This is a genomic window from Psychroflexus aestuariivivens, from assembly GCF_004010055.1.
Taxonomy (GTDB): domain Bacteria; phylum Bacteroidota; class Bacteroidia; order Flavobacteriales; family Flavobacteriaceae; genus Psychroflexus; species Psychroflexus aestuariivivens.
This window is the reverse complement of the sequence record NZ_RQVT01000005.1, coordinates 78,607-105,282: the sequence shown is the minus strand read 5'-3', so window position 1 is coordinate 105,282 and position 26,676 is coordinate 78,607. Positions and strand designations below refer to the sequence as shown.

General features: G+C 33.9%; 30 protein-coding genes. 14 read left to right on the top strand and 16 right to left on the bottom strand.

Annotated elements, in window-relative coordinates; all coding sequences use genetic code 11:
• Window positions 1–274 (top strand): T9SS type A sorting domain-containing protein (locus tag EIG86_RS01630; RefSeq protein ID WP_157983096.1); only part of this gene is annotated, 274 nt, incomplete at its 5' end.
• Between the two features lie 41 nt (window positions 275–315).
• Here EIG86_RS01630 and EIG86_RS01625 read toward each other — a convergent pair.
• Complete coding sequence (locus EIG86_RS01625) at window positions 316–1,047, bottom strand: hypothetical protein (protein ID WP_127844406.1); 732 nt, start codon at window positions 1,045–1,047, stop codon at window positions 316–318.
• A 714-nt stretch (window positions 1,048–1,761) separates the two neighbouring features.
• On the opposite strand from EIG86_RS01625, the gene EIG86_RS01620 reads away from it, so the two are divergent.
• Window positions 1,762–2,544, top strand: a complete 783-nt coding sequence (locus EIG86_RS01620; protein ID WP_127844405.1) for an enoyl-CoA hydratase-related protein — start codon at window positions 1,762–1,764, stop codon at window positions 2,542–2,544.
• A 73-nt stretch (window positions 2,545–2,617) separates the two neighbouring features.
• Window positions 2,618–3,799 (top strand): 3-hydroxyacyl-CoA dehydrogenase NAD-binding domain-containing protein, encoded by a 1,182-nt coding sequence (locus tag EIG86_RS01615; protein ID WP_127844404.1) that lies wholly within the window; start codon window positions 2,618–2,620, stop codon window positions 3,797–3,799.
• A gap of 73 nt (window positions 3,800–3,872) precedes the next feature.
• Here the strand turns inward: EIG86_RS01615 and yidC are convergent, their stop codons facing one another.
• The 3 genes from yidC to EIG86_RS01600 form a co-directional block, all read right to left on the bottom strand.
• Window positions 3,873–5,771, bottom strand: coding sequence for a membrane protein insertase YidC (yidC, locus tag EIG86_RS01610; protein ID WP_127844403.1), 1,899 nt, complete (start codon window positions 5,769–5,771; stop codon window positions 3,873–3,875).
• Between the two features lie 101 nt (window positions 5,772–5,872).
• Window positions 5,873–7,489: a CTP synthase gene (locus EIG86_RS01605; protein ID WP_127844402.1), complete on the bottom strand. Its 1,617-nt coding sequence runs from the start codon at window positions 7,487–7,489 to the stop codon at window positions 5,873–5,875.
• A gap of 78 nt (window positions 7,490–7,567) precedes the next feature.
• Window positions 7,568–7,795, bottom strand: a complete 228-nt coding sequence (locus EIG86_RS01600) for a DUF3820 family protein (protein WP_127844401.1) — start codon at window positions 7,793–7,795, stop codon at window positions 7,568–7,570.
• Between the two features lie 194 nt (window positions 7,796–7,989).
• On the opposite strand from EIG86_RS01600, the gene sucC reads away from it, so the two are divergent.
• Window positions 7,990–9,183, top strand: a complete 1,194-nt coding sequence (gene sucC / locus EIG86_RS01595; RefSeq protein WP_127844400.1) for an ADP-forming succinate--CoA ligase subunit beta — start codon at window positions 7,990–7,992, stop codon at window positions 9,181–9,183.
• Window positions 9,184–9,290: 107 nt separating this feature from the next.
• On the opposite strand, the gene EIG86_RS01590 is transcribed toward sucC, so the two are convergent.
• The 8 genes from EIG86_RS01590 to rpe form a co-directional block, all read right to left on the bottom strand.
• Entirely contained in the window at window positions 9,291–9,722 is a 432-nt protein-coding gene (locus tag EIG86_RS01590) for a hypothetical protein (RefSeq protein ID WP_127844399.1), read from the bottom strand.
• A 92-nt stretch (window positions 9,723–9,814) separates the two neighbouring features.
• A complete protein-coding gene (locus tag EIG86_RS14070; protein WP_157983095.1) occupies window positions 9,815–9,985 on the bottom strand; it encodes a hypothetical protein in 171 nt (56 codons plus the stop codon).
• 174 nt (window positions 9,986–10,159) lie between these two features.
• Window positions 10,160–11,008, bottom strand: a complete 849-nt coding sequence (locus tag EIG86_RS01585; RefSeq protein ID WP_127844398.1) for a hypothetical protein — start codon at window positions 11,006–11,008, stop codon at window positions 10,160–10,162.
• An 83-nt stretch (window positions 11,009–11,091) separates the two neighbouring features.
• Window positions 11,092–11,526, bottom strand: coding sequence for a thioredoxin family protein (locus tag EIG86_RS01580; protein ID WP_127844397.1), 435 nt, complete (start codon window positions 11,524–11,526; stop codon window positions 11,092–11,094).
• Between the two features lie 39 nt (window positions 11,527–11,565).
• Entirely contained in the window at window positions 11,566–12,630 is a 1,065-nt protein-coding gene (locus tag EIG86_RS01575; protein ID WP_127844396.1) for a flavin-containing monooxygenase, read from the bottom strand.
• Between the two features lie 50 nt (window positions 12,631–12,680).
• Window positions 12,681–13,592 carry a hypothetical protein gene (locus EIG86_RS01570; protein ID WP_127844395.1) on the bottom strand — a complete coding sequence of 304 codons (912 nt, stop codon included), beginning with the start codon at window positions 13,590–13,592 and terminating at the stop codon, window positions 12,681–12,683.
• Window positions 13,593–13,640: 48 nt separating this feature from the next.
• Window positions 13,641–14,600, bottom strand: coding sequence for a YpdA family putative bacillithiol disulfide reductase (locus EIG86_RS01565; protein WP_127844394.1), 960 nt, complete (start codon window positions 14,598–14,600; stop codon window positions 13,641–13,643).
• A 3-nt stretch (window positions 14,601–14,603) separates the two neighbouring features.
• Window positions 14,604–15,266 (bottom strand): ribulose-phosphate 3-epimerase, encoded by a 663-nt coding sequence (gene rpe, locus EIG86_RS01560; protein ID WP_127844393.1) that lies wholly within the window; start codon window positions 15,264–15,266, stop codon window positions 14,604–14,606.
• 114 nt (window positions 15,267–15,380) lie between these two features.
• Between rpe and EIG86_RS01555 the strand changes: the two genes are divergently transcribed.
• From EIG86_RS01555 to EIG86_RS01545, 3 genes are read left to right on the top strand one after another with little or no spacing between them, the layout of a single operon-like run.
• Window positions 15,381–15,743 carry a DUF6122 family protein gene (locus tag EIG86_RS01555; protein ID WP_127844392.1) on the top strand — a complete coding sequence of 121 codons (363 nt, stop codon included), beginning with the start codon at window positions 15,381–15,383 and terminating at the stop codon, window positions 15,741–15,743.
• Between the two features lie 5 nt (window positions 15,744–15,748).
• Entirely contained in the window at window positions 15,749–16,534 is a 786-nt protein-coding gene (locus EIG86_RS01550; RefSeq protein ID WP_127844391.1) for a hypothetical protein, read from the top strand.
• 4 nt (window positions 16,535–16,538) lie between these two features.
• Window positions 16,539–17,153 carry a deoxynucleoside kinase gene (locus EIG86_RS01545; RefSeq protein WP_127844390.1) on the top strand — a complete coding sequence of 205 codons (615 nt, stop codon included), beginning with the start codon at window positions 16,539–16,541 and terminating at the stop codon, window positions 17,151–17,153.
• Here the strand turns inward: EIG86_RS01545 and EIG86_RS01540 are convergent.
• Complete coding sequence (locus EIG86_RS01540) at window positions 17,150–17,536, bottom strand: pyrophosphohydrolase domain-containing protein (protein ID WP_127844389.1); 387 nt, start codon at window positions 17,534–17,536, stop codon at window positions 17,150–17,152. The genes EIG86_RS01545 and EIG86_RS01540 overlap by 4 nt on opposite strands.
• Before the next feature lie 36 nt (window positions 17,537–17,572).
• Here EIG86_RS01540 and EIG86_RS01535 point away from each other — a divergent pair, with 36 nt between their 5' ends.
• The 4 genes from EIG86_RS01535 to EIG86_RS01520 all read left to right on the top strand — a co-directional run bounded on the left by EIG86_RS01535 (window position 17,573) and on the right by EIG86_RS01520 (window position 21,281).
• Window positions 17,573–17,761, top strand: a complete 189-nt coding sequence (locus tag EIG86_RS01535; protein WP_127844388.1) for a hypothetical protein — start codon at window positions 17,573–17,575, stop codon at window positions 17,759–17,761.
• 85 nt (window positions 17,762–17,846) lie between these two features.
• On the top strand, window positions 17,847–19,709 hold the full coding sequence (locus EIG86_RS01530; protein WP_127844387.1) for a sensor histidine kinase: 1,863 nt from the start codon (window positions 17,847–17,849) through the stop codon (window positions 19,707–19,709).
• Window positions 19,706–20,335: a response regulator transcription factor gene (locus tag EIG86_RS01525; RefSeq protein ID WP_127844386.1), complete on the top strand. Its 630-nt coding sequence runs from the start codon at window positions 19,706–19,708 to the stop codon at window positions 20,333–20,335. The genes EIG86_RS01530 and EIG86_RS01525 overlap by 4 nt, the downstream gene beginning before the upstream one ends.
• Window positions 20,336–20,354: 19 nt before the next feature.
• Window positions 20,355–21,281 (top strand): 2-hydroxyacid dehydrogenase, encoded by a 927-nt coding sequence (locus EIG86_RS01520; protein ID WP_127844385.1) that lies wholly within the window; start codon window positions 20,355–20,357, stop codon window positions 21,279–21,281.
• 7 nt (window positions 21,282–21,288) lie between these two features.
• On the opposite strand, the gene crcB is transcribed toward EIG86_RS01520, so the two are convergent.
• From crcB to pepT, 3 genes are all read right to left on the bottom strand, one after another.
• A complete protein-coding gene (crcB, locus tag EIG86_RS01515) occupies window positions 21,289–21,660 on the bottom strand; it encodes a fluoride efflux transporter CrcB (protein WP_127844384.1) in 372 nt (123 codons plus the stop codon).
• A gap of 5 nt (window positions 21,661–21,665) precedes the next feature.
• A complete protein-coding gene (locus EIG86_RS01510) occupies window positions 21,666–22,706 on the bottom strand; it encodes a GyrI-like domain-containing protein (protein ID WP_127844383.1) in 1,041 nt (346 codons plus the stop codon).
• 61 nt (window positions 22,707–22,767) lie between these two features.
• A complete protein-coding gene (gene pepT, locus EIG86_RS01505; protein ID WP_127844382.1) occupies window positions 22,768–24,006 on the bottom strand; it encodes a peptidase T in 1,239 nt (412 codons plus the stop codon).
• Window positions 24,007–24,109: 103 nt separating this feature from the next.
• Between pepT and EIG86_RS01500 the strand changes: the two genes are divergently transcribed.
• Genes EIG86_RS01500 through EIG86_RS01490 form a run of 3 tightly spaced genes read left to right on the top strand, consistent with a single transcriptional unit; the run spans window position 24,110 to window position 26,656 of the window.
• Window positions 24,110–25,126 (top strand): quinone-dependent dihydroorotate dehydrogenase, encoded by a 1,017-nt coding sequence (locus EIG86_RS01500; protein ID WP_127844408.1) that lies wholly within the window; start codon window positions 24,110–24,112, stop codon window positions 25,124–25,126.
• Between the two features lie 5 nt (window positions 25,127–25,131).
• Entirely contained in the window at window positions 25,132–25,740 is a 609-nt protein-coding gene (locus tag EIG86_RS01495) for a LysE family translocator (RefSeq protein WP_127844381.1), read from the top strand.
• A gap of 52 nt (window positions 25,741–25,792) precedes the next feature.
• Window positions 25,793–26,656 (top strand): hydroxymethylglutaryl-CoA lyase, encoded by an 864-nt coding sequence (locus EIG86_RS01490; RefSeq protein WP_127844380.1) that lies wholly within the window; start codon window positions 25,793–25,795, stop codon window positions 26,654–26,656.
• Window positions 26,657–26,676: the final 20 nt, after the last annotated feature.

The window sequence follows — 26,676 nt, the reverse complement described above, 5'->3', positions numbered from 1 at the left end:
CTTTTCCTCAACTTGTAATTTATCAACTTCAGATTTTAAAAACCTAAATTCCATATCTGTTTATCCCAATCCAGTTAAAGATAAATTATGGATTGAAAATCCCAATCAAATTAAAATCGACAAAGCAGAAGTCTATAATTTATCAGGTAAATTGATTAAAGCCTTTGATGGTGTGAATGATTTTATAGATGTAGAATCTATAACAGAAGGAATTTATTTTCTGAAAGTTTACAATGAAAAATCATCTCATACTTTTAAAGTTTTGAAAAATTAAAATCATAATTACCCAAAACCTTACGAAATAACAAGTTTCACCTAAAACAAACGCCAACTCAAATTGAACTGAGGTTGCTCTATAAAATGCTTAATAAAATTATTGTACGCCAAACCTTGGTCATAATTTTGGAAATTGTCGTCGTTCGTATTATGGGTGAAAATTTCGTAAAACACCAAAGAAAAGATAAAGTTGTCTCTAAATCGCCAGGAAATATTCAGGTTAAATGCCGTTTTGATATTGTCAAAATCCTGGTCAGACACCAATAATTCAGAATCGATTTCGCGAGTGAGATAATTGTAATTGCTCATAAGTTCTCCACTGACATAAAACTGTTTCTCCAATCGAAACACGTAATAATTCAGTTGCAATCCGATTTGGTAATTGTTGTCATACTGATTAAAATTTGGATTAGAGCCTTCAATAGTTTGGTAGGCGTAACCCAAATGTAAGCCTGCCGAAATGCGTTCGTGGATAAACACATTCAATTGGGGTTGCACGGAAATCCCGAAATTTTTAGAAGGATCAGCACCATAAAACAGCGGATTTTCGTAAGCGGCAAAATCAGTATCAAAAAAATTAAGTCCAATTCTGGTGGTTAGCCAATGTTCACTAACTTCAAATTCTGATAACGCACTCGATTTTGATTTGATATCGACCAAATCATCTTGTGATTTTGCTTCTTGAATTCCGAAAAAACTCACATAAACACAAAAAAATATAATCTTAAAAGAAAAGCTGTTTTTGAACTGAAACTTTAAGTTATTCAACATAAACAATCTAAATTTTGAGTTTCGAATATAAGAAAGATATTCTCAAATTCTCAAATCTCTTGCTTAGAGGTTTGTCGGTCAAATTCCTTATGAAATCTTCATTATTTCTTTTCATTATTTAGAATTCTTACATAGTACTTTATGTAAAAAGTTACTAAAATTAAAAAAAGGATTGGTTCTCTTATTTCTTTAAATAATTCGTAATTGCTTCCAGGATTGTTAACAATATTCCAATCGATATTTGTGAAAGTTATGGCAAGTAGAATTGTGACGATTATTAGTAAAATAAAAGCAATTTTTTTTGGTAATTTGATCATGATTTAAAAATATTCATTGACTAATTTTATTTTTGTTCTCTCTTTTCGATTTTCAAACAAACGCTTATAACATACTCGGATTTACCACTTTTTGAAGTTGTTTAAAAGTCATTTGACTTTTGGTATTCAGAGGATTTAACAAATGTATAACAAAATATTTATTAGTGTACTTACTAATTGAGTTGAAATTTAATTTTTAACACCAGTATCTTTCATTTTTTCTTTCACAATTTTCAACAAATAAAGTTTTCAAATTCGAAATGCACTCTTAAATTTTCAATCCTTTCAAGCCTCAAAACAATTAAATTAACTGACTTTTTAAAATATTGAAAGTTACTTCTAATTCTTCTGCCATTGAATTTTCTTATCTTTCAAGATTCAAACAAAAATCAAAAAAATGGACAATAGTATTCTTATTGATATTAAAGGTCAAGTGGCGTACATCACATTGAATCGCCCAAATAAATTCAACAGTTTCAATCGCGAAATGGCGTTTACGCTTCAGAAAACTTTGGACGACTGCATCAGAAATGATGAGGTTCGTGCCATTGTCTTAACTGGCGCAGGAAAGGCCTTTTGCGCAGGTCAGGATTTGCAAGAAGTCACCAATCCAGAAGAAAATCCTGGTTTCAGAAAAATTCTGGAAGAACATTATAACCCGATCATTACGCGCATCAGAAATATTGAAAAACCCGTCATTGCTGCCGTAAACGGCGTCGCGGCTGGCGCAGGTGCTAATATTGCTTTGGCTTGCGATATTGTGGTAGCTTCAGAACAAGCGAGTTTTATTCAGGCATTTAGCAAAATTGGTTTGATTCCAGATAGTGCAGGCACGTTCTTTTTGCCGCGATTAATTGGTTTTCAACGCGCTTCAGCTTTAGCGATGTTAGGCGATAAAGTCGACGCCATTGAGGCCGAACGCATCGGTATGATTTACACTTATTTTTCTGCAGAAACTTTTGAAATTGAAGTCGATAAATTAGCTGTGCAACTTTCTAAAATGCCAACTCAAGCTTTGGCATTTACCAAAAAAGCGCTCAACAAATCCATGAATAATTCCTTGGAAGAGCAATTGGCATTGGAATCCAAATACCAAATTGCTTCAGCTGAAACCGAGGATTACCAAGAAGGCGTCAATGCATTTATGGAAAAACGCAAACCAAACTTCAAAGGCAAATAAAGAAAAAACAATGTCTAAAGTCTAGAATCTAATATCTAGAATCTAAGTCATAAATCTAAAATTTGAAATCACCATGAATATAGCCATTATAGGAGCCGGAACTATGGGAAGCGGCATCGCGCAAGTCGCTGCCACGGCTGACTGTAAAGTCAAACTATACGATACCAAACCCGAAGCACTTCAGGAGTCTGAACAAGCTTTGACCAAAATTCTAAACCGCTTGATCGAAAAAGAAAGAATTGATCAAGAAGAAAAAAACCGTATTCAAAGCAATATTGCTTATATTGAAAGTCTGAAAGATTTGGCAGATGCCGATTTAACAATTGAAGCCATTGTTGAAAATCTGGACATCAAACAAAAGGTTTTTCAAGAACTGGAAACTTACCAAAGCGATGAAGCAATTATTGCAAGCAACACGTCGTCGCTTTCCATTGCATCCATTGCGTCCTGTCTTCAGAAACCTGAACGATGTATTGGAATTCACTTTTTCAACCCAGCACCATTGATGCCATTGGTAGAAATTATTCCAGCGGTTCAAACTTCAGAGGAGGTTTTTCAAAAGGTATTTTCAACAATCCAAAATTGGAAAAAAGTCCCCGTAAAAGCCAAAGACACGCCAGGTTTTATTGTGAATCGCGTGGCACGTCCGTTTTATGGTGAAGCGCTTCGAATTTATGAAGAAAGCTACGCGGGATTGCCCGAAGGCGAGACTGGATTTGCAACTATTGACTGGGTGATGAAGCAAATCGGCGGTTTCCGAATGGGACCATTTCAATTGATGGATTTTATCGGTAATGACGTCAATTATACCGTGACGGAAACTGTCTTCAAAGCCTTTTATTACGATCCGCGTTATAAACCATCGTTTACTCAAAAGCGCCATGCGGAAGCTGGCTATTTAGGACGAAAGTCGGGGAGAGGCTTTTATAATTATGCGGAAGATGCAAAGAAAGTTTCGCCAATCAAGGATGCAGTTATGGGTGAGAAAATTTTCAACCGAATTTTAGTCATGCTTATCAACGAAGCAGCAGATGCGCTTTTCTTGAATATCGCCACGGCCAAAGACATCGATTTAGCGATGACCAAAGGCGTGAATTACCCAAAAGGCTTATTGGCTTGGGCAAACGAAAAAGGCATCGATTGGTGTGTGGATCAAATGGATGAACTTTATGAGTTGTATCGAGAAGATCGCTATCGATGCAGTCCGTTATTAAGACAAATGAAAGCCAATTCTGAAACTTTTCAGAATTTATAAAATCAGAATTCCAACCAAAAAAAAGGTTCAACTGCAGAAGTTGAACCTTTTTTTATTTGAAAATAATTGAAAATTATTTTTTCTTATTTTTCTGCTGTTCCTGAGCTTGTTCCATAATTTCCTGGAACTTTTTGCCGAACTTACTTTTCTTTTTCGGCTTTTTCTTTTTCTCTTCAATTTTAGCTAAAATCTTATCTTCATCAATTATAACATGTTTGATGACAAGCATAATTCCGATTGTAATTAAGTTTGAAATGAAATAATACAATGATAAACCACTCGCATAATTATTGAAGAATATCAACATCACTAAAGGCGAAATGTACATGATGATTTTCATATTGGGCATACCCGGTTGCGAGCTTTGCTGCATATTTTGTCCAGTCGTCATCGTCATGTAGAAAAATATAGCTACAGATGCTAAAATCGGGAATAAACTGATGTGATTTCCGTAAGCCCAAGAAATCAAAGGAATGTAGGTATCCCATTCGTAGATTACATCGTAACTCGATAAATCATCGGCCCAAAGAAATCCTTTTTGGCGTAAATCGAAAGCACTTGGGAAAAACTGGAATAAGGCATAAAATACAGGAATTTGCAGTAAAGCTGGAATACAACCACTGAGCGGACTTACGCCAGTTTTGCTGTACAACTTCATGGTTTCCTGTTGTTTTTTCATTTGGTTGTCCTTGTGCTTTTCGTTGATTTCGTTGATTTCAGGTTTCAATACCTTCATCTTCGCTTGGGACAAGTAAGATTTGTAAGTTACTGGCGATAATACGATTCTCACTACAATTGTCATTACTATAATAGCCAAACCATAACTTGGTAAAACGCCACTGAGAAAACCGAAAAAAGGAATGAAAATATAACGGTTAATCCAGCCAAAAATACCCCAACCTAAAGGCACAACTTCGTCAAGATTTCTGTCATAATCATCTAAAATTTGATAATCTGAAGGACCGTGGTACCAGTTTAAAGATTCAGAAAACTCTCCACTTTTCAATTCCAAAGGGATTTCAGCTCTGAAGTTTTTAGTATAGGTAGTATCTACTTCCTCATCTTGAACTAAATTTCTAGAAATGAATTTTCCTTTCTGAAATGGTTTGTCAGTCAATAAAATGGAAGTGAAAAAGTGTTGTTTAAACGCTACCCAATCTATTTCGATATCTTCTTCTATCGCTTCGTCACCTTGTCCTGTGTAATCATCACTTTCGCCTTCATACTGATAAACAATTTCAGTATATCTGTTTTCGTAAGAAATACTTTTGGCTTTTCTAAAAGCTTTGACTTCCCAAGTTAAATCTGCTATATCACCACGAACGACATCGCTCAAGCCTTGCGATCTGATTGCAAAATCCATCATATAATTCTCAGGATTTAAACCGTAATAGAATTCTAGAAATTTTACGTCAGAAACTTTCGCTTTCATCGATAAAGTTTGGCGATCGCCATCAGTCGAAAGTTCAGGCTCGAAAAATAAATCCTTGGTGTTTAGAACTTTACCATTTTGGGTTTCAAATTCAATATTGAAATTAGCGTTGCCATCTTTGATTAAATACACAGGATCACCTTTGTAGGTGTCGTGTTGCTTCATTTTTGCTTCAATGATTTGTCCACCTTTATTGCTGACTTTCAGTTCAACCAAATCATTTTCGATGGTAGTGATTTTGTTATCTTCAGCAGATGGTAAAAGTGCGGAATAAGCGAAAGCACCGTATTCTCTTTTTGCTAGAATATTACTAACAGAATCATTTTCAATAGATTGTAAGTCGCTTGTCTCAGTTGTATTTTGAACGTTTTCAGAAGAATCACCTTCAGAAACAGCTTCAGTTTTTGCAGGTTCTTTAACTTGATCAGCTTCTGGTTTCTCTTCTTGTGTCGGGTTCATGTACATCACCCAAATCAGAATCGCACCGATGAGTAAAAAGCCGATAATTGAATTTTTATCGAATGTTTTCTTTTCTTCCATTATAACAATTAATGTTTATCTCTTTTTTAAAATCTGTGCAAAAGTCAGCAAATTGTTTCAAATATTAGAAGATATCTGAATTATTTTAAGACCTTTTAAATTTATGTTGCTCTGTTTTTCTTGTTTTTTATAGTCGCTTCAACAAAAGATAAAAATAATGGATGCGGATTAGCTACAGTACTTTTGTACTCTGGATGAAATTGAACGCCAACAAACCATGGATGTTCAACCAATTCTATGGTTTCAACCAAACCTGTTTTTGGATTTTTACCACTACAAAGCATTCCGCTAGCTTCAAGTTTTGCAATGTAATCGTTGTTCAATTCAAAACGGTGTCGGTGTCTTTCAGAAATTTTAGTTTTGCCGTAAATACTATGAATTTTTGAGTTTTCCTTAAGCTCGCAATCCCAAGCACCAAGACGCATTGTGCCGCCTTTTTGTTCAACATCTTTTTGGTCTGCCATTAGATCTATGACTGGATGTGAAGTGTTTGTGTTCATTTCTGTAGAATTGGCTTCTGAAAGTCCTAAGACATTTCTAGAAAACTCAATGACAGCCATTTGCAATCCTAAACAAATGCCGAAAAAAGGAATGTTATGAGTTCTAGCATATTTTACAGCCTCTATTTTACCTTCAATCCCACGTTCGCCAAAACCAGGAGCAACCAAAATACCGTCAATGGTTTTGAGGGCTTGCGCCTGATCTTCCATAGATTCTGAATTGAGCCAAACGACCTTGACTTTAACGTCATTGTAAGCGCCAGCATGAATAAAAGATTCTAAAATCGATTTGTAAGAATCCTGCAATTCGATGTATTTACCGACTAAGCCTATAGAGATTTCATTTGTGGCATTTTTGAGTTTATCTACAAAATAATTCCACTTTTCTAAATCTGGCGTGGTATCGTTTTTCAAATTGAGTTTAGCCAAAGTAATAGTGTCTAAACCTTCTTCAAACATAAGATTTGGCACGTCGTAAATGGACGCCGCGTCTATGGACTGAATAACGGCTTCCTTCTTGACATTGCAAAACAATGCCAACTTATTTTTGATGTCTTGACCGATTTCATGTTCAGTTCTGCAGACCAAAATTTCAGGAGAAATTCCGCTTTCCATCAAAGTTTTGACGCTGTGTTGTGTCGGTTTGGTTTTAAGCTCTTTGGCGGCAGATAAATAAGGAATCAAAGTAAGATGAATCACCAAAGCATTGTGTTCGCCAAGCTCCCATTTCAACTGTCTTACAGCTTCAATGTATGGCAAAGATTCTATGTCGCCAACGGTTCCGCCAATTTCAGTAATGACGATATCATAAGCATCGTCCTGACCCAAAATTTGAATGCGTTCTTTAATTTCGTTGGTGATGTGAGGAATTACTTGTACAGTTTTACCAAGAAAATCACCACGACGTTCTTTATTGATAACGCTTTGATAGATTCTTCCGGTTGTCACGTTGTTTGCTTGCGATGTATTCACATTGAGAAAACGCTCGTAATGACCTAAATCCAAGTCGGTTTCCGCGCCGTCTTCGGTAACAAAACATTCGCCATGTTCATACGGATTCAAAGTTCCTGGGTCGATGTTGATATACGGATCCAGTTTCTGAATTGTCACTTTGTAACCTCTTGCTTGAAGAAGTTTAGCTAAAGATGCTGCGATAATTCCTTTCCCTAGAGACGAAGAAACACCGCCTGTGACAAAAATATATTTTGTGTCGGCCATTTGTGCTTGATTTTAAGTCTATACGGGAGGCAAAAATATCATTTAATTTTTGCTTTTGAACCACAAAAACCAAAAGATTCATAATTTTCTGTGTCGAATTTGTCGCAGTATATGTTCAAGACCGTTCACCTTCATTTCCAAAACTTCTTGCATTTGCCGCCCGAGTTTATTGTCAGGAAATCCTTTGCGTTGATACCAAACCAAATAATATTCTGGAATATCTGACAAGTAATAATCTTTGTATTTGCCGAAATGCATTTTGGCATAAGCCAGCTCCACAAGGGCTTGATTTTGGTTTGATTTCATAATGTTAGTCTAGGTATTTTTTATTAAAAATAGTAATTTGCGTGGATACATTATATTCAACTACAAAACTAAGACTTGAACTTCCTGAAATACAATGATTTTTCAGGTTTAAGTTTTCTTTCGCAAAAAAACATTGTATCGAAAATTTAAATTATTACTTTTGTGAATCAAATTTTATATCATAAAACCTGATTATGAATCTACACGAATATCAAGGCAAAGAAATATTAAGCAGTTACGGCGTAGGAATTCAAAAAGGAATTCTTGCTAAATCCCCAGAGGAAGCTGTAGAAGCGGCAAAAAAATTGACTGAAGAAACTGGCACCGGATGGCATGTGATTAAAGCACAAGTTCATGCTGGTGGTCGTGGAAAAGGTGGTGGCGTAAAATTGGCTAAAAACCTTAAGGAAGTAAAGCAACTGGCTGACGAAATTATCGGTATGAATTTGGTTACGCCACAAACTTCTGAAGAAGGTAAAAAAGTTCACCAAATTTTAGTCACTGAAGATGTCTATTATCCTGGCGATAGCGAACCTGAGGAATATTATATGTCCGTATTGTTGAACAGAGCCACTGGCAGAAATATGATTATGTATTCACCAGAAGGTGGAGTAGATATTGAAACCGTTGCTGAAGAAACGCCAGACAAAATCTTTACTGAAGAAATTGATCCTAGCACTGGCATTATGCCATTTCAAGCAAGAAGAATTGCTTTCAATCTAGGTTTGGAAGGTAAAGCTTTTAAAGAAATGACAAAATTTGCCACGTCTTTATACAAGGCTTACGAAGGTTCAGATTCTTCATTATTTGAAATTAACCCAGTTTTGAAAACAAGTGATGATCGCGTTATTGCTGTGGATTCTAAAGTAACTTTAGACGATTCAGCCTTGTTTAGACACAAAGATTATCAAGACATGCGCGATACGCGCGAAGAAGATGCAACTGAAGTTGAAGCTAGAGATGCAGGTTTAAGCTATGTGAATCTAGATGGAAATGTCGGCTGTATGGTCAACGGCGCAGGTTTAGCAATGGCAACGATGGATTTGATTAAATTTGCCGGAGGAGAACCAGCTAACTTCCTTGATGTTGGCGGAACAGCAGATGCAAAACGCGTTGAACAAGCTTTCAATTTAATTTTGAAAGATGAAAAGGTAGAAGCGATTTTAATCAATATTTTTGGTGGAATTGTCCGTTGCGACCGTGTCGCAGAAGGCATTATTGAAGCTTACAAAAGTTTAGGCGACAAAATTAATGTGCCAATCATCGTCAGGCTTCAAGGTACCAATGCTGAAAAAGCAGTGGAACTGATAGAAGAAGCTGGACTGAATGTTGAAACTGCAGTATTGTTCAAAGAAGCAGCAGATAAAGTTCAAAAAGTATTGTCTTAAACTAAAGACAATTTTTTAAAAATATAAAACCGCTTCAAATTTTTTGAAGCGGTTTTTTGCGTATTAGAAACCAATACTTCTAAATTGTGAATGTAGCCGGTGTAGCCTTAATAGTTGTAAACAAGCTTAAGTAGGAAATCTGATTTCACCGCTTCACCATCAACTTTTGCCATTGAAAAATCACCTATATTTTTTAGAGCATTTTCTAAATAGAGTTTCAAAATGCGATTATCAATATCTGCCACAACATTGTTGATTTCTCCGTTTTCATCAATTGAAAAATTAATAAAAAATGCATTTTCCCCAGGTTCAAAATAAGGTTTGATATTTGTGACGTTAATGAATTCAATGAAATGATTAATCAAGTTCTTCTTACTTACTTCAAAAGCTAAATCTGGATCTTTAGTGTTCAATGCATTGACTTGTTCTGCCTTAAGACCAAATAACGGGACTTGTGAAAAATCGTTTAATTGATGACTTTTACATTCTACATAGGAATTTTCGATATTGAAGCCAGAACGTTTACTAAGTATTGGCATCGTTCCATTAATTGCCAAAGAAATAGGAATAATGAATGTTTGTTGAGTAGGTTTTCCGTTTTTAATTGCAGGTTGTTTAAATTCTAAGCCTTTTAAAGCTTTACGAAATTTTTATTGAAAGAATAATGTGCTGGTCTGAATGCTATATCTCTAACTTTACCTGTTTCACTAACTGTGAACTTGGCATACATTTTAGTATTGGTGTTTTTCCAAGTCTTATATTCAGCTTTGCTTAACTTTACTTGTTTAAGTAGCTTTCCCACCTTTTTGATAGACAATAGTTAATTTCTCGATGACTCCAGTTTGGGTCGCAAGACTTCAAAACGGCAGGTTGGTCCAATTCTACAGCTGCTAGGTTTTGCTGTGCGTGTGCATTCAAGCTAAAACAGAGCATAATAATGCAAGTGGGAAATAATCTTAACAATGAATTCATAAATTTATTTATTATTAAGATATACCAACCTGGCAGTGAAATCTATAGAGACTGGCTTGCCGTTAACTTTTGCTAGGCTAAATTTGTTGATATTTTTCAGTGCATTTTCCAAATAAAGTTTCAAAATACGATTGTCGACAAGAGCCTCAATATTCTTAAAATCGCCGTGCTTGTCGAGTGTAAAATTTATTTTAAACTCATTTCTACCGCTTTCAAAATAGGATTCTAATTTACTAGTATCCATAAAATTATTATAAGCATTTAAAAATAATTCTGTAGTTTTATTAAAGCTTTTGTAATCTGCTACATTGTTGTTTTTTTCTTTAAAATCATAAACAGGATAGACGCTTTTTATATCTAAATTATCGCTAGTGATTTCTAAAGATGAATTCAAAAGGATAAACTCAGGACCTTTTTTTTGATTATAATAATTAATCGGTACCATTTGTGTCACGCTTGTAGGCGTTCCGTCTTCAAAAGTGGCAGGTTTTGTATATTCCAGCTTTTCTATAAGTTTTCTGATTTTATCCTTGACTTGTTTGTGAGGAGTCAGTATTTCTATGTTGGTAATTTTAGCATTTTCATCAACTTTATACTTCGCATAAAATCGATTCATCCCAGCATTTAGACTTTTTTTATCTTTCTTAGAAAAGCTTAGTTTTTTCTTTAGAAAATTATGAATCTTCTTGCTTTGGCATTTTTTAGAATCCTTTTCATTTGCTTCGGTTTCACAGCCTTTGTAAATTGGGCTTATAATGTTTTGATCCTCTGATGAATTTAACTGCTGACCAAACGTAAAAGTTGAAATGCTAAATGAAATTAAAAGAAAAGAAATCTTAGAAAAGGGCTTCATTTTGTTGAATTTTTTGGCAAAATAAGCAAAATGAAACTAATTCGGAACTGGATTTAATATTTATCTGTAAAATAATATAAAGCTTATTTATGCTTTCTATTATACTTTCTCAAAGCCGATTTGGCAAATCTCAGCAGTTGATTAGAGCTTTGATAACCTGTTGTTTTAGCAATGAGATTTTCGTCACTGTCTAAAATTAAAAGTGTAGGTAATGCCTTTACATTGTATTTTTTAACTAAGTCAATTCCAACTCCGCGTTCAGCATTAATTTTTTTATTGATAAAAGTCTCTGTAAAATATTTTCCCACATGTGGATTTGTAAATACATATTTTGACATTTCTCGGCACGGACGACACCAAATGGCATAAACGTCTACAAAAATCAAACGCTCTTGTTCTTCAGCAAATTCTAAAGTTCGACCCCAGTCGCCATCGTAAAAATAAATATCCTGAGATTGAACAGTTTTACTAAAACCAATCAGCGCAAGAACTATTATATAGTAACTCAAAGTTTTCATTTGAATGATTTTTCGGATGAAACTTACATTAAAATTTTATTATGCTATAGATTTTTCTTTTTTCTTACTTTTCTTAGCGATGTATTTCCCTAGATGATTGGCGTCTTTTTTGATGCCACCCAAAGTTGCTGAAGCTCTGGTGTGTAACCATGGTAAACCAATAAAGTACAATCCGTCGATATTGCTCACCCCGCGTTCATGTACAGGATAACCATCTTTGTCAAGTTCCAAACCTTCAATCCAATCGAATTTTGGTCGGTAGCCAGTTGCCCAAATAATATTTTTAACATCGTTTAATTCAGCAGCTTCAGTTTTTATCATTTCAGCTTTGGCGTCTAAACTTTTCCCGACAGGATGAACGTTTTTTTTCTTTAAAATACCTTTCACATCTACACCAATGACGGGTTGCTTGGCGCTATTGATTTGTTTGCCAATCCAAGAATCTTTACTGAAATTCAAATAACCAGTTTTAGTAAACCACCACCACAGGGTTTTTCCTAGAAATTCTTGAGGCAGAGTTTTTACACTGGTATCTCCAGAAAAATATACTTTTCGGTCGGTATCAGAAACTTCATCCAAAATTTGATAACCAGAGTCGCCACCACCAACCACCATAGCTGTGCCAACTTGCAGTTGTGACGGATTCTGATAAAAATTACTATGTATTTGAAAAATACTTTTATCAATTTTATCTGCAAATGGTGGTGTATACGGAATGTGAAATGGACCAGTAGCGACAATTACATTTTCGGTTTCATAAAAACCGCCTTCATGCTCAACAATGAAATAATCAGTTTTATCTTCAATTTTTGTCACTAAAGTGTTGAATTCAATTGGAATATCGAATTTTTTGACGTAGGCTTTAAAATATTCAGCGACTTCGTATTTGTCAGGGTAGTGACCTTTGGGTTTTGGAAATTTCAGACCTTCCATATTGTTGAATTCTGAAGGTGTGAATAATGTTAAAGAATCCCAGCGATTTAGCCAAGAAGCACCAACTTCATTCTCTTTGTCCAAAACCAAATATTTCTTTCCAAGTTGATCCAGTTGATAAGCCATGGATAACCCGGCTTGTGCTGCACCAATAATTATGAAATCGTACATTTTTTACTTTTTTGTTGAAATTACAGTTTAAATATATAATTTTCAAACGCTTAATAATTTAGTTTTTGATTCAATTTGAAATATTGATTGTAAATAAAAAGAATCAAAACACCAAAACTGACTGCGACAACGATTAAAATCGTGTTGATGATGTTATCAGCAGAAAATGAAAGTTTGATAAGAATTGTTGAAATAACAAAACCTGAATTTCGTATTACACGGCTAAATTCTTCAGTTTGAAGAAATGAAAACAACAGCAAAAGTACATCTATAAGTATCAAAACCGTGAAAAAATCATCGAAAAAAATAGTATTTACTGTTTTGATGGAGGTAGACGAATAATTTGAGTTGCTAATGGTCTCGTAAAACCAGTTGCCAAAAGAGAAAAGCGCAAGTAAAACAATAACAGGAACCAGTATCGTTGCGAAAACATTTTTAACCTTAATATGCGATTTTGTCTTCTTATTTATTTTCTGCTTTTCAATTTTATTTTTTGAATTTAACTTGTAGAATAGAAATATTAAAAAGAACAAAGCAATAGTCGCAACAAGATCTAAAGTAAATTGAATATCACTTTCTATAGAAAACCAACTAGATGAAAATTCGAGGTTGGATAAGTCATAAAAGATCTTCCTAATTAAGATTAGCGTAATGATTTCATATTGCTTTCCTATATAAATTGTGATAGATTTCGGGAGGTGAAATACCAACAGATAAACCTCGTATATCAAAATGATAGAAAATGGTGTATAAATTGCTGAAATCGGGCTGATGATTAAATTTCCATCGTATTTACCGATGTCTAACAGGTTAAAATCTATCAGACCAATAATGCCGAGATGCACCGCAAAACTTATTATAGCAGCGATAACAATGAATTTCTCTAGCTTTTCTTTTAATTTTTCAGAAAGCACAAAAGAATTCAGATGTTCAAATGATTTTTTAAGTTTTTGATTTAACATGCTTAAAAATAAGTAAAATGTTAATTGAAACTTAAGAACAAATGTTATTTAAGAATTAATGTCTTCCATAATCATCTTGGCGTGTATTCTAGAATTTTCAATAAACCATTTGTGTGTTTCCATACCGCCGCAAATAACGCCAGCTAAATAAATGCCTTCCACATTGGTCTCCATAGTTTGTCGATTGTATTCTGGAATGCTCAAACCGTCTTTGGAAAGTTGAATGCCGAGTTTTTCTAAAAATTCAAAATTTGGTCGGTAACCAGTAAGTGCCAACACAAAGTCGTTTTCCAATTTTTGAATTTTTCCGTTTTCATCTTTAAATTCAACAAAATCTTCGTCAATTTTGGTTAGTTCAGCATTGAAATGTGCTTTGATACTTCCTTCTTCAATTCTGTTTTTGACGTCTGGTCGTACCCAATATTTTACTCGCGATCCAATGTCGCCTCCGCGGACAATCATTGTCACTTTACCGCCTTTTCTATAAATTTCTAAAGCAGCATCGACCGAAGAATTGCTGGCACCGACGACCACGACTTTCTGAGTTGCATAATAATGTGGGTCACCGTAATAATGGGTGACTTTCGGTAAATCTTCGCCTGGAATATTCAGGTAGTTTGGAATGTCGTAAAAACCTGTAGCGAGAACAAGATTTTTGGATTTATAATTTGTTTTTGAAGTTTTAATTTCAAAAATTGATTCTGCTTTATCTATTTTTTCGACCTTTTCAAATAGATTGATGTGGACTTGTTTGGATTCTACGATGCGACGATAATATTCCAAAGCTTCTTGTTTTCTTGGCTTTGGATTGCTGCTCACAAAAGGAATACCGTCCAACTCTAGTTTTTCAGAAGTTGAGAAAAACGTCATTTTCTCAGGATAATTGTATAATGAATTGACCAATGCGCCTTTTTCAATTATAATGTAAGACAGATTTTTTTTTCTGGCTTCCAAGGCACAAGCAATTCCTATGGGTCCGCCGCCAACTATCAGCACGTCGTAGGTCATAAATTATCTATTTATTGAGTTTTTCAATTCAGAAATTGTGTTTTTGGGATTTTCAGATTTGAAAACAAAACTGCCAGCAACCAAAACATCAGCTCCGGTTTTTACTAATTTTTCAGCGTTTTTATCGGTAACGCCACCATCAACTTCTATAAGCGTTGAAGTTTGTTTAGCATCGATTAATGCTTTCAATTCAGTGATTTTGTCGTAAGTGTTTTCAATGAAATGTTGACCGCCAAATCCTGGATTCACACTCATCAAACAAACCATGTCAATATCTTGAATCACATCTTTTAGTAAATTCACATTCGTATGTGGATTCAATGCCACACCAGCTTTCATGCCTGCATTTTTGATAGATTGCAAGCTTCTGTGCAAATGTGTACAAGCTTCATAATGTACGGTAAGCATGTTGGAACCCAAATCTGCAAAAGTTTGAATATATCGATCTGGATCGACGATCATGAGGTGGACATCTACAAATTTCTTTGTATGTTTTGTGATGGCTTTCAAAACCGGCATTCCGTAAGAAATATTTGGGACAAACACGCCATCCATAATATCAATATGAAACCAATCGGCTTGACTTTCATTTACCATTTCTATGTCAGATTGAAGATTGGCGAAATCTGCAGCGAGTAGGGAAGGGGCGATTTTTTTATCACTCATTGTTTTTGTTTTTTGCAAAAATAAGTTTTTCGGTTTTTATAGGCGGCGTTTTTAGTTGAAAAAGACTTGTGTTTAAGAGTGGTTTAACTGAACTTCGCATTTATTTTGAAAAATATGTGGCAAGTTGTTCTGCATTATGGCAATCATTTTTTAGTTATCCTGCTTATTGCTTGGTTTTACGATCGTCAAAACCTATGGCGAAATTACTTTGTTTTACTAGCGACAATGCTTGTTGATATCGATCATCTTTGGGCAGAACCCATTTTTGATCCTAAGCGTTGTAGCATAGGTTTTCATACTTTTCATTCCGAAATTGCGATTTTGATATATTTCGGAATTTTAATTTTTGTTCAACATAAAACCATCAGATTGATCGCAATCGGTCTAATCTTTCATATGATTACAGACGGCATCGATTGTTTATGGCTGAACTTTGAAAGTTTTTCGAATAAATTGCTAACTTTCACTAAAATTTGAATTCCATGCGTTTATGTTTTCAACTGATTTGCTGTCTGTTTAGTTTAGGCGTTTTAGCCCAAGATTTTGATTTGGAAATAGTCGAAACCACACCTTTGAAAGCAGATCATTTTTGGGGAGTGGATGTCTATAATCAGGTTTATTTTTCTAAAAACAACGTTTTTTATAAGTCTGAAAAAAACAACAATTTTGAATTTCAAGATCTTCAACTGGGCGATTTGAGTAGCGTAGATCTTCTGAATCCGCTTAAGATTTTACTTTTTTATCAAGATGCGAATACGGTTGTTTTTTTGGACAATCGTTTGAATGAAATCGAACGCATTAATTTTAATACTATTTACCCGTACAAAAACGTAGAATATGTGAATTTGGGTAAGGACAATTCAATTTGGCTTTTCAATGTTGATAACCAAGAACTGGAACTTTATGATTATGAAAATAATCGAATTCGTAATAAATCATTGCCATTAAACAAGACTATTAAAAGTCAAAAATGCAATTATAATTTTTGTTGGTTGCAAGATGAATCTGGTTTACAGAAATTCAATATTTATGGCAGTTTAGTAAACAGAATAGACATTGAAAATCTAATTAGATTTGATAATTTCAAATCAGATTTATGGTTTGAAACTAAAATAGGATTTCATATTTTAAAATCAGAGACCTCAAAAATATATGATTTAAAAAAGCCAAAAATTAACGCTGAACAATTGCATTTCAACGGGCAAAACTTATATATTTACGACGGCAAAACGCTTCATAATTACAAAATAACGAAGGTAAATAACTAATATTATGCATGTTGCGATAGCAGGAAATATTGGCTCCGGCAAAACGACACTTACTAAATTGATTTCTAAACATTACAAATGGAAAGCTGAGTTTGAAGATGTTTTAGAAAATCCATATCTCGAAGATTTTTATGTAGATATGAAACGTTGGTCTTTCAGCTTACAAATTTATTTTTTAAACAGCCGTTTCAGACAAATTTTAGACATCCGCGAAAGTGGAACCGATATTATTCAAGACAGAACGATTTATGAAGATGCATTTATTTTTGCGCCAAATCTTCACGCCATGCGTTTGATGAGCAATCGTGATTATGAAAATTATAGTTCGCTCTTCAATTTAATGGAATCTGTAACAGAAGCTCCTGACTTGCTAATTTATTTAAGAAGTAGCGTACCAAATTTGGTTAAACAAATACAGAAGCGTGGTCGTGAATACGAAAATTCCATTTCTATTGATTATCTCAATAAATTGAATGAACGCTACGAAGCTTGGATCCAAACATACGATAAAGGTAAATTGCTAATTATTGATGTTGATGAACTTGATTTTGTGACCAAACCAGAAGATTTAGGCCATATTATCAATAAAATAGACGGTGAGATTCACGGATTGTTTTAACTATTTAGAATTTTTTCTAAGTCAGGCTTAAAGTATTTCGGACCTTTTAGAACTTTTCCATCCTCGCGATAAATAGGTTGACCATCGTTGCCTAATTTACTCATATTACTACGGTGGATTTCATTAAAAACTTCTTCAATTTTGTGTTGCATGCCGTGAGAAATAATTGTCCCACACAAAATATAAAGCATGTCGCCCAACGCATCAGCAACTTCTGTCATGTCATTGTTGTTGGCAGCTTCAAGATATTCTTCGTTTTCTTCTCGCATGAGTTTGTAGCGTAATAAGTTTTTAGCTAAACCCAAATTGGCAAGTTTAGATTCAGAGACATCCAGTCCGAAGGCTTCATGGAATTTTTTTACACTGTTTATTGATTTTTTCATGAAATTAAGCTTTATTTTTGCCTAAAATACGTTTTTATGCTCACTTCAGGTCAAATTACATTCGCAATTATTTTTGCTGTAACTTTCATTAGTATTGTTGTCTTTACTTACTTTAAAGACAAGCGTTTGCATAAAAAATATTATAAGAATTCTATTTTTGTCTTGGTTGGGTTTTTGGTTTTTGTGGGTATTTTATTTTTGCTGAAGTTTTTTTGGAAAGAATAAAAGTTATTAATTCTTAAAATAATTTCATTTTTAAATCTCAGTTCGTTTATAAATTTTTACTTTAGAGGTTCACTAATCACTTGTTATGCAATCGATATTTACGAAAAATTATTCCTTTGCATTAGTCGTCTTATTTAGTTTCTTTTCTAATTTTTCTTTCGCTCAAAATGAAGAGTTAGACCGTTTGTTCAAATACCACAAATATGACTCGCTTCAAATTTTACTTTTTGAAACTGAAAAATATAAAGGAAATATAGCAGCAATTGCAAGAGCTGATTATTTCAATCGTCATAAGCAACTTCAAAAATCTTTTGAAACTTTATTCGAAATAGACACAACAAAGTTAGACGATCGTCTGAAAGCCTATTATTTTCATTATTTAGGAGACGCCTTCGATATCAATAGTAATGCCGAGCAAGCTTCAAGAAATTTCAAAAAAGCCCAAAATTATTATAAGAAAATTGGTGATATGCTGAGGTATAACAGCATTAATCACGATTTGTTCTACACGGTTGGCAATCCCGATATTTATGCTGAAGACACCGATTATTTAGCGGAATTTTTCACTTTAGCAAAAGATATTGGCGATCCCAATCAGTTGGCAAATGCAGAAATAGAAATGGCTTTTGAAAGTTTAAATAAGGAATCTTCAAGCTCATTTTTAGATCATATTCAGAATGCATATAATTACCAAGAACAAGACCCAAATCCATTTACATTAGGCGTGATTCATACATTTCACGGTATGTATTATACAGATATCGAAACTGATAAAGATTCTGCTGCCCATTATTATAATAAAGCCATTAAAATCAATCAAGCTTTAGATTTGCCACACAAGGTGGCTTTGGGATATTATAATCTTTCGGATTTGGCGAGATATACTAAAGATTATGAAACTGCCATATTTTGGGCAAAGAAAGCTAATGAAAACCGAAATCTGAATTACGACTTCGACCTTACAGCCTACATTTATAAAAATCTCTCTGAAGATTATAAAAGTATATCTGAAATAGATTCAGCTTACAAATATCTCAACCTGTCACTCCAATATCGTGATAGCTTGAATTTGCAAAAACAAAACATCAGTTTAACCCGTTTTCAGGCAGAAAAAAAAGACAAAGAAAATTTGCTTTTGAAACAAGAAAATGACAGGAAGCAAAACCTAATTTATGCCACAATTGGCGCTTTGTTTTTCATTATTATTTTATCAATTTCTTTATATCAAAACAGCAAAAAGAAACGCGCATTAGCAGAAAAAGATAAAGTGATTTCGATTAAGAAAATTGAAAAATCACTTAAAGAACAAGAACTCAAAGCTATTGATGCTATTATAGAAGGTCAAGAAAAAGAGCGAGCCAGAATAGCAAGCGACTTACATGATAATATCGGCGCTAACTTTACAGCAATAAATTCTTTTTTTGAACACATTAAAAGTAAATTTTCTGAAAAAGAAGAAGTGGCAACTTTATTTGATAAAACACACCAACTACTAGAAGAAACCTACCATGAGATCCGTGGATTGGCGCACTTGAAACATAGTGGAGTTTTGGCTAAAAATGGACTTGAGCCTGCTTTGAAAACTTTAGCCAAGAACATTAGTGATTTTAGTAAAGTTGAAGTTGAATTGAATATGCATATCCAAGAAAAACTTAGTAATAATATAGAGTTGAACGTGTTTAGAATTATTCAAGAGTTGATGACAAATATTATAAAACACGCCAAAGCCACCGAAGCCAGCATTTCTTTAACCAGTCTCGAAAATAATCAATTAAGTGTGATTATTGAGGACAATGGAGTTGGTTTCGATGAAAACAACTCAAATCATCAGGATTCTATCGGTTTGAAAAATGTTTCTCAACGCATAGAATACTTGAACGGAAAAATACAAATAGACTCCAAAATAGGACGTGGAACTACTATATTAATTGATATTCCTTTATCATGATAAAAATTGCTATTGCAGACGACCACCAAGCCTTAATCGATGGTGTAAAATTAAAATTGGACGAAACCGATGATATTCAGTTAGCCTTTACAGCCAATAATGGTCAACAGTTTTTAGATCATTTGAAAACGGAAACTATTGATATGGCTATTATAGATTTGAAAATGCCGAAAATGGATGGTATTCAGCTAACTAAAGAAATAAAAACTAATTTTGAACCTACAAAAGTTATTGCTTTTTCTATGTTCGATCAGGCTGATGCAATCAATAAAATGAAATCCGAAAATGCAGATGGCTATATACTAAAAACATCTTCTTTGGACAAACTCATTCAAGCGATTTACGCAATCTCTAGAGGCGAAAAATACTATGATGAAAGCATTAATGGAATAACTTATGCTTTTTCTGAAGAAACTGAACAACCAAAAAATATGCTTTCGAAATCTGAAAGACAAATTTTAGAATTGATTGCCTCAGGAAAAACTTCTGCTGAAATTGCAGATATTCGACAAACTGCCATTTCTACAATCGACACACATCGTAGAAATATGACAAATAAACTACGATTATCTGGTAAGGGTGAATTGCTGCGTTATGCTATGGATCAGAAGTATAAATTTGATTAATTTTCCAAAAAAAATACAAATGTCAATATTAATTGTAAGTCAAAATAGAAATCCAAAATCTTGGGTTGATACTTTAAAGTCTAAAAATCAGGATCTAGATATCCAAGTTTACCCAGAAGTAGATAGACCTGATGATGTTGAATTTGCCATTTCTTGGAAACATCCAGAAGGCATTTACCAGAATTATCCAAACCTAAAAGTCATCGCTTCGATGGGCGCAGGCGTCAACCATATTTTGAAAGACGACAATTTACCGAAAGGAGTGAAAATTACTAGAATTGTTGATGAACAATTGACAAAAGATATGAGCGATTTTGTGTTACTGCAATGTCTAGCGGTAACAAGAAATTTATTTTTGCATTGGCAAAATCAGCAAAAAAGTAATTGGAAATTGAAAAGTTATCAAACTCCAGAAAAGACAACTGTTGGTATTATGGGTTATGGCAATCTAGGTCAAGCCGCCGGAGAAAAACTTCATAAAAATGAATTTAAAGTCATTGGTTATGCAAATTCTTCAAAAACAATCAATGAAATTTCTGTTTATGGAAAGCAAAATATGGACGAATTTTTAACACAAACTGATATTTTAGTGTGTTTGTTACCGGTAACTTCAGAAACTAAAGGAGTTTTAAATTTTGATTTATTCAAAAAACTAAAACCCAATGCTTATTTAGTCAATGTGGCTCGCGGCGAGCATTTAGTGGAAAATGATTTGATAAAAGCCATAAATGAAGGGTTTTTGTCAGGAGCAAGTTTAGATGTATTTCAAGAAGAACCGCTTCCAGAATCTCACAAATTTTGGGAACATTCTCAAATTCAAGTCACACCACATATCGCTAGTATGACCGACCCAAATTCAGTTGCAGAACAATTGCTGACTAATTTTGAAAAAATGAAATCGGGAGAAGATTTAATCCATGAAGTGGATGTGGACAAAGGCTATTGATTGATTTTTATTTCCCCAAACTAAAACCTAAAATAACAGCTAGCAATCCTAAAACAATACTGACAGAAATATAAAGTGCAAACTCCATAAATTGTCCGCTTTTCAACAGATTTAAATTTTCTGAAGAAAAGGCAGAAAATGTGGTAAAACCACCGCAAAAACCTGTGATTAACAAGAGTTGTAAATCGGAATTCTGAGGATTGTTTTTCAGCAGCCAACCCAAGGCTAAACCGATACAAAAACTGCCCAGAATATTCACGGTTAGTGTTTGATAATAGGGGAAATGCTGAATTTTCATTCCTTTGAAAGCTAAGGTTACCAAATATCTGCAAATGCTACCCAAACCACCGCCTAAAAAAACCAATAACAAAGATTTCATATTATTTATTCTGTAATAAACACAGGAATATAAAGATTAGTAACCCATTCGGAAGGGTTGATTGTATGAATTTCGCTTACTTTAAATTCTAAAACTGGTTTTTGTCTTTTGTTGATCTCCAACCCACGATCTGCAATGTATTTTTGAGCAAACTGTAACATTTCTTTCAGATTGATGTAATCTCCTTTAAGCTGTGTTTTTAAAAATATGCCTCGTTCAATCTGTTTAGATAAGATTTCATATTCGTAGGGAATCGCTGTTTGGGAATCTGTGCCAAGACCAGCAGAGAAAATGAGATTAGATTCATTTTCGTATAAATTTTCTAAGAGTATCAATCGTCCTTCCGTTATTTCAAAATTTTGAGATGTCATAAAATTCTCAATACTTTTGAAAATAGGTCTTGATTTATTTATTATTTTTTTGAAATCTAACTTCGATGCTGAAGTTGCATGCAAAAAATAAAAACCACCATAATCTACAGTGCCAATAGAACGAATGTCGTACACGGCAATTTCTTTTTTTATCAAATTCTCTAAGTTTTGTAAACTTTTAGCAAAGACGCTTTTTAGGTTTTCCTGATGTGATTCTTCAGATAATACAAAATCTACTTTCTGCCAAAAACTACCTTCATTTTCAATATTGAGCTTGACAATAGGCTGTTCGTTTTCATCAGAAAAATGCCAAGATAATTTGTTTTTGGATTGACTAAGCCAAGTTTTGAGCGTAAAATTTTGAATTATAGAATCAGTGTCGATAGATTTATTTTGAATATTAATTGCATCAAATCTTTCATTTTGCCATGAAATTGTAGCATCTTCGGCGGATTCTATATTGCTGAATCTAGCGTCAGTATTTTCCAGATTCATCATGCTCAACCACTCCGGATAACTCTCGAAATTCACAATTTTTTGCTGAAACAATTCAGGATGCAATTCCGTTTCAAACTCCAAACTCATTTTGGAAGGCAAAGAAATAGTAGCAATATATAAAGAGCCCAAAACGATGACAAGTAGCACTAAAAAAAACAAATATTTAAAAAATTTCATACTAAAAAATTAGAATAACGAAGATACATAAAAAGTTAATGTCTGTAATATAACTCAAATTTTAAACACGCTTCGGTGTTAGCTCAGCAATTTTGATTATAACCTCTGTGGCTTTGATCATACTTTTAAGAGGAAGATATTCATATTTGCCATGAAAATTGTGACCGCCAGCAAAAATATTTGGACAAGGCAGTCCTTTGTAACTTAGCTGTGCGCCATCTGTACCTCCGCGAATTGGTTTCAAAATTGGTTGAATATTCAGTGATTTCATAGCTTCTTCTGCAACATCAACAATGAACTTTACAGGTTCCACTTTTTCCTTCATATTGAAATATTGGTTTTCAATTTTTAGTTCAACTATATCTTTACCATAATTTTGATTCATATTATGAGCAATTTTTTTCATCAGTTGTTTCCTCGCTTCAAATTTATCTAAATCATGATCTCTGATGATGTAATTCAATTCAGCATGCTCAACTTTTCCCTTCATATTTGTAAGGTGAAAAAAACCTTCATAACCACTGGTTTTTTCAGGAACTTCCTCTACAGGTAGGCGTGATGCAAATTCTTGAGCGAGATACATGGCATTTACCATTTTGCCTTTAGCGTATCCAGGATGAACGATGGTTCCGTTAAACTCTATTTTAGCTTTGGCTGCATTAAAATTTTCATATTCCAATTCACCAATTTGGCTACCATCCATAGTGTAAGCCCATTTGGCATCAAATTCTTCAACATCAAACTTATGTGCGCCACGACCGATTTCTTCGTCTGGCGTAAAGCAAATTTTTATTGTGCCGTGTTTGATCTCAGGATGGTTTACCAAATATTCCATAGCCGTAACAATCTCTGTAACACCAGCTTTATCATCTGCACTTAGCAAAGTTGTGCCATCGGTTGTAATTATAGTTTGGCCTTTATATTGTTTTAAATCTTCAAAATAATCTGAGGATAGAACAATGTTTTTTTCTTTGTTCAAAATGATATCGCCACCGTCGTAATTATGATGAATTTGTGGATTAATGTCTGAAGCTTTAAAATCTGGAGAAGTATCAAAATGGGCTACAAATCCAATATTTGGAACATCTTTATCAATATTAGACGGCAATGTCGCCATGACATAAGCATGCTCGTCGATTTCAACATTTTGAAGACCAATATTCTCTAAATCTGATTTCAAAATATTTGCAATTTCCCACTGTTTATTTGTGCTTGGCGTGGTTTCGCTGTTAGGATCGCTTTGAGAATCTATTTTGATATATTGAATAAAACGTGCTAAAATCTGGTCCTTGTCTATCATTTGAAATTAAATTTCTTCAAAAATAAAGAAATATCCCACAGCAATATCAAGAAAAGGCTTTCTCTTCTCAGGAAATACTTATTTTTGCTGAAATTTTTCAATGATGTATAAAAGTTTAATCCGCCCAATTCTATTTAAATTTGATCCGGAAAAAGTGCATCATTTCAGTTTCAAATCTTTGAAGTTTTTAAATAAAATTCCAGGTTTTTCTTCATTCATAAAATCAAAATTTCAAGTCAACGATCCAAAATTGACTCGTGAAGTTTTTGGTTTGAAATTTAAAAACCCTGTAGGTTTAGCGGCAGGTTTCGATAAAGATGCCAAACTTTACAAAGAATTGTCTCAACTGGGTTTTGGATTTGTGGAAATTGGAACAGTGACGCCAAAACCGCAAAGCGGCAATCCTAAAAAGCGTTTATTTAGGTTGAAATCTGACCAAGCTATTATCAATAGAATGGGTTTCAATAATGAAGGTGTTGAAAAAACAGTGGCAAGATTGAGGAAAAATAAATCTGTCCTTATTGGTGGAAATATTGGTAAGAATAAAACCACGCCAAATGAACAAGCCATCGATGATTATGAAATTTGCTTTGAAGCCTTATTCGATTATGTGGATTATTTTGTGGTGAATGTAAGTTCTCCGAATACACCGAATCTAAGAGATTTGCAGGACAAAGCACCGCTTACCAAACTTTTGAATCATCTTCAGAATTTAAATAATCAAAAGAAAAAATCGAAACCAATTCTTTTAAAAATTGCGCCAGATTTAAATAAAAATCAATTATTGGATATCATAGATATTGTCAATTCAACTAAAATTGCTGGACTGATTGCTACAAACACAACAATTTCGCGTGATGGACTTACAGATTCCAATCAATCAGAAATAGGCGGTTTGAGTGGGAAACCACTTGAGAAAAAAGCTACAGAAGTCATTCGCTTTTTGTCAGAAGAAAGTCAAGGTGCATTTCCAATTATTGGTGTTGGCGGCATTATGTCCCCAGAAGATGCTTTGGTAAAACTGAATGCAGGTGCAAGTTTAGTTCAACTTTACACAGGATTTGTTTACGAAGGTCCTGGATTAATCAAGAAAATAAATCAAGCAATTTTGAAGCAATAACAAAAATGTGGGAACAAATTCTTGCTTTTCTTTTGGCTTCTATGGCATTGACTATTTCTCCTGGTCCTGATATTATTTACGTGTTGTCTCAAAGTTTGGTTGGTGGTAAATTGAGAGGATTTGTCATTGCTTTGGGTTTAGTATCAGGCATCATTTTTCATACAACTTTAGTTGCTTTTGGGGTGTCAGCGATCATTAAAAGTTCTGAAACTTTGTTTTGGAGTATTAAAATCGCAGGTGCAGTGTATCTTTTGTATTTAGCATATAAAGTTTATGCAAACTCCAGCGAATTGAAACTTACCAAATCTTCAAGTTATAAAAGTTTGGGTAAATATTTCAAAACTGGACTGATTATGAACTTGCTGAATCCTAAAGTAAGCTTGTTTTTTTTAGCTTTTTTCCCTGGGTTTCTTTGGTCAACAACAAATACTGTCACTCAGTTTTATATTTTAGGATTTATTTTCATGCTTCAAGCTTTGTTGATTTTCGGCATTGTTGCCACGTTGTCCGACCGCATTTCAAATTTGTTGATGAAATCTCAACATCAAGCAGAATTTTTTAAGTGGTTTCAAATTTCTATCTTCATTTTAATTGCAATTTTGATTTTATTCTAATAAGAACTTAAATTTTACTTTTGAAAATTGTTCAAAACTGTATATTTGATGCATGGAATCAGTAAAAATAATTGAATGTCCTAGGGATGCAATGCAAGGGATCAAATCATTCATTCCGACCGACGAAAAAGCCAAGTACATCCAATCATTATTGCGGTGTGGTTTCGATACAATAGATTTTGGAAGCTTTGTTTCTCCCAAAGCAATTCCGCAAATGCAGGATACTGCTAAGGTTTTAGACTTATTGGACTTGTCTGAAACGCAAAGCAAGTTATTGGCAATTGTTGCTAATATTCGTGGAGCAAAAGACGCTTCGGAATTTCCAGAGATTGACTATTTAGGCTATCCATTTTCAATTTCTGAAAATTTTCAAATGCGAAATACACACAAAACTATCGCTGAATCTGTTGAGGTATTGAAATCTATTTTAGAAATCGCTGAAGCCAAAAATAAATCTGTTGTGGCTTATTTGTCCATGGGTTTTGGCAATCCATATGGAGACCCTTGGAATGTTGAGATTGTGAGTGAATGGACAGAAAAGTTATCCGATTTAGGCGTGAAAATTCTATCGCTTTCCGATACTGTAGGAACCTCTGATGCAGAAACTATTTCTTATTTATTTTCAAATTTAATTCCAAAATATCCTGATATGGAATTTGGAGCGCATTTGCATACCACGCCAGACAAGTGGTACGAAAAAGTACATGCTGCTGTGCAATCTGGTTGCCAAAGATTCGACGGCGCTATTCAGGGTTTTGGTGGATGTCCGATGGCAAAAGATGATTTGACTGGAAATATGCAGACTGAAAAAATGCTGTCATATTTCAATTCTAATAATATTGATGCCAATATCAAAATGACAAGTTTTGAGTCTGCTTACAACAAAGCGACAAGCTTGTTTACTAAATATCATTAACGCACTTTTGTATGCTCATT

What these genes read in the sequence shown, in the direction of transcription:
- rpe (WP_127844393.1), bottom strand. Translation starts at nt 15,266, where the DNA reads ATGAGTGATAAAAAAATCGCCCCTTCCCTACTCGCTGCAGATTTCGCC.
- yidC (WP_127844403.1), bottom strand. Translation starts at nt 5,771, where the DNA reads ATGGAAGAAAAGAAAACATTCGATAAAAATTCAATTATCGGCTTTTTA.
- EIG86_RS01545 (WP_127844390.1), top strand. Translation starts at nt 16,539, where the DNA reads ATGCATGTTGCGATAGCAGGAAATATTGGCTCCGGCAAAACGACACTT.
- EIG86_RS01585 (WP_127844398.1), bottom strand. Translation starts at nt 11,008, where the DNA reads ATGAAGCCCTTTTCTAAGATTTCTTTTCTTTTAATTTCATTTAGCATT.
- EIG86_RS01605 (WP_127844402.1), bottom strand. Translation starts at nt 7,489, where the DNA reads ATGGCCGACACAAAATATATTTTTGTCACAGGCGGTGTTTCTTCGTCT.
- EIG86_RS01520 (WP_127844385.1), top strand. Translation starts at nt 20,355, where the DNA reads ATGTCAATATTAATTGTAAGTCAAAATAGAAATCCAAAATCTTGGGTT.
- EIG86_RS01540 (WP_127844389.1), bottom strand. Translation starts at nt 17,536, where the DNA reads ATGAAAAAATCAATAAACAGTGTAAAAAAATTCCATGAAGCCTTCGGA.
- EIG86_RS01590 (WP_127844399.1), bottom strand. Translation starts at nt 9,722, where the DNA reads ATGCCAATACTTAGTAAACGTTCTGGCTTCAATATCGAAAATTCCTAT.
- EIG86_RS01550 (WP_127844391.1), top strand. Translation starts at nt 15,749, where the DNA reads ATGCGTTTATGTTTTCAACTGATTTGCTGTCTGTTTAGTTTAGGCGTT.
- EIG86_RS01535 (WP_127844388.1), top strand. Translation starts at nt 17,573, where the DNA reads ATGCTCACTTCAGGTCAAATTACATTCGCAATTATTTTTGCTGTAACT.
- EIG86_RS01555 (WP_127844392.1), top strand. Translation starts at nt 15,381, where the DNA reads ATGTGGCAAGTTGTTCTGCATTATGGCAATCATTTTTTAGTTATCCTG.
- EIG86_RS01620 (WP_127844405.1), top strand. Translation starts at nt 1,762, where the DNA reads ATGGACAATAGTATTCTTATTGATATTAAAGGTCAAGTGGCGTACATC.
- EIG86_RS01525 (WP_127844386.1), top strand. Translation starts at nt 19,706, where the DNA reads ATGATAAAAATTGCTATTGCAGACGACCACCAAGCCTTAATCGATGGT.
- EIG86_RS01490 (WP_127844380.1), top strand. Translation starts at nt 25,793, where the DNA reads ATGGAATCAGTAAAAATAATTGAATGTCCTAGGGATGCAATGCAAGGG.
- EIG86_RS01530 (WP_127844387.1), top strand. Translation starts at nt 17,847, where the DNA reads ATGCAATCGATATTTACGAAAAATTATTCCTTTGCATTAGTCGTCTTA.
- sucC (WP_127844400.1), top strand. Translation starts at nt 7,990, where the DNA reads ATGAATCTACACGAATATCAAGGCAAAGAAATATTAAGCAGTTACGGC.
- EIG86_RS01565 (WP_127844394.1), bottom strand. Translation starts at nt 14,600, where the DNA reads ATGACCTACGACGTGCTGATAGTTGGCGGCGGACCCATAGGAATTGCT.
- EIG86_RS01600 (WP_127844401.1), bottom strand. Translation starts at nt 7,795, where the DNA reads ATGAAATCAAACCAAAATCAAGCCCTTGTGGAGCTGGCTTATGCCAAA.
- EIG86_RS01500 (WP_127844408.1), top strand. Translation starts at nt 24,110, where the DNA reads ATGTATAAAAGTTTAATCCGCCCAATTCTATTTAAATTTGATCCGGAA.
- EIG86_RS01615 (WP_127844404.1), top strand. Translation starts at nt 2,618, where the DNA reads ATGAATATAGCCATTATAGGAGCCGGAACTATGGGAAGCGGCATCGCG.
- EIG86_RS01580 (WP_127844397.1), bottom strand. Translation starts at nt 11,526, where the DNA reads ATGAAAACTTTGAGTTACTATATAATAGTTCTTGCGCTGATTGGTTTT.
- crcB (WP_127844384.1), bottom strand. Translation starts at nt 21,660, where the DNA reads ATGAAATCTTTGTTATTGGTTTTTTTAGGCGGTGGTTTGGGTAGCATT.
- pepT (WP_127844382.1), bottom strand. Translation starts at nt 24,006, where the DNA reads ATGATAGACAAGGACCAGATTTTAGCACGTTTTATTCAATATATCAAA.
- EIG86_RS01575 (WP_127844396.1), bottom strand. Translation starts at nt 12,630, where the DNA reads ATGTACGATTTCATAATTATTGGTGCAGCACAAGCCGGGTTATCCATG.
- EIG86_RS01495 (WP_127844381.1), top strand. Translation starts at nt 25,132, where the DNA reads ATGTGGGAACAAATTCTTGCTTTTCTTTTGGCTTCTATGGCATTGACT.
- EIG86_RS01625 (WP_127844406.1), bottom strand. Translation starts at nt 1,047, where the DNA reads ATGTTGAATAACTTAAAGTTTCAGTTCAAAAACAGCTTTTCTTTTAAG.
- EIG86_RS01570 (WP_127844395.1), bottom strand. Translation starts at nt 13,592, where the DNA reads ATGTTAAATCAAAAACTTAAAAAATCATTTGAACATCTGAATTCTTTT.
- EIG86_RS01510 (WP_127844383.1), bottom strand. Translation starts at nt 22,706, where the DNA reads ATGAAATTTTTTAAATATTTGTTTTTTTTAGTGCTACTTGTCATCGTT.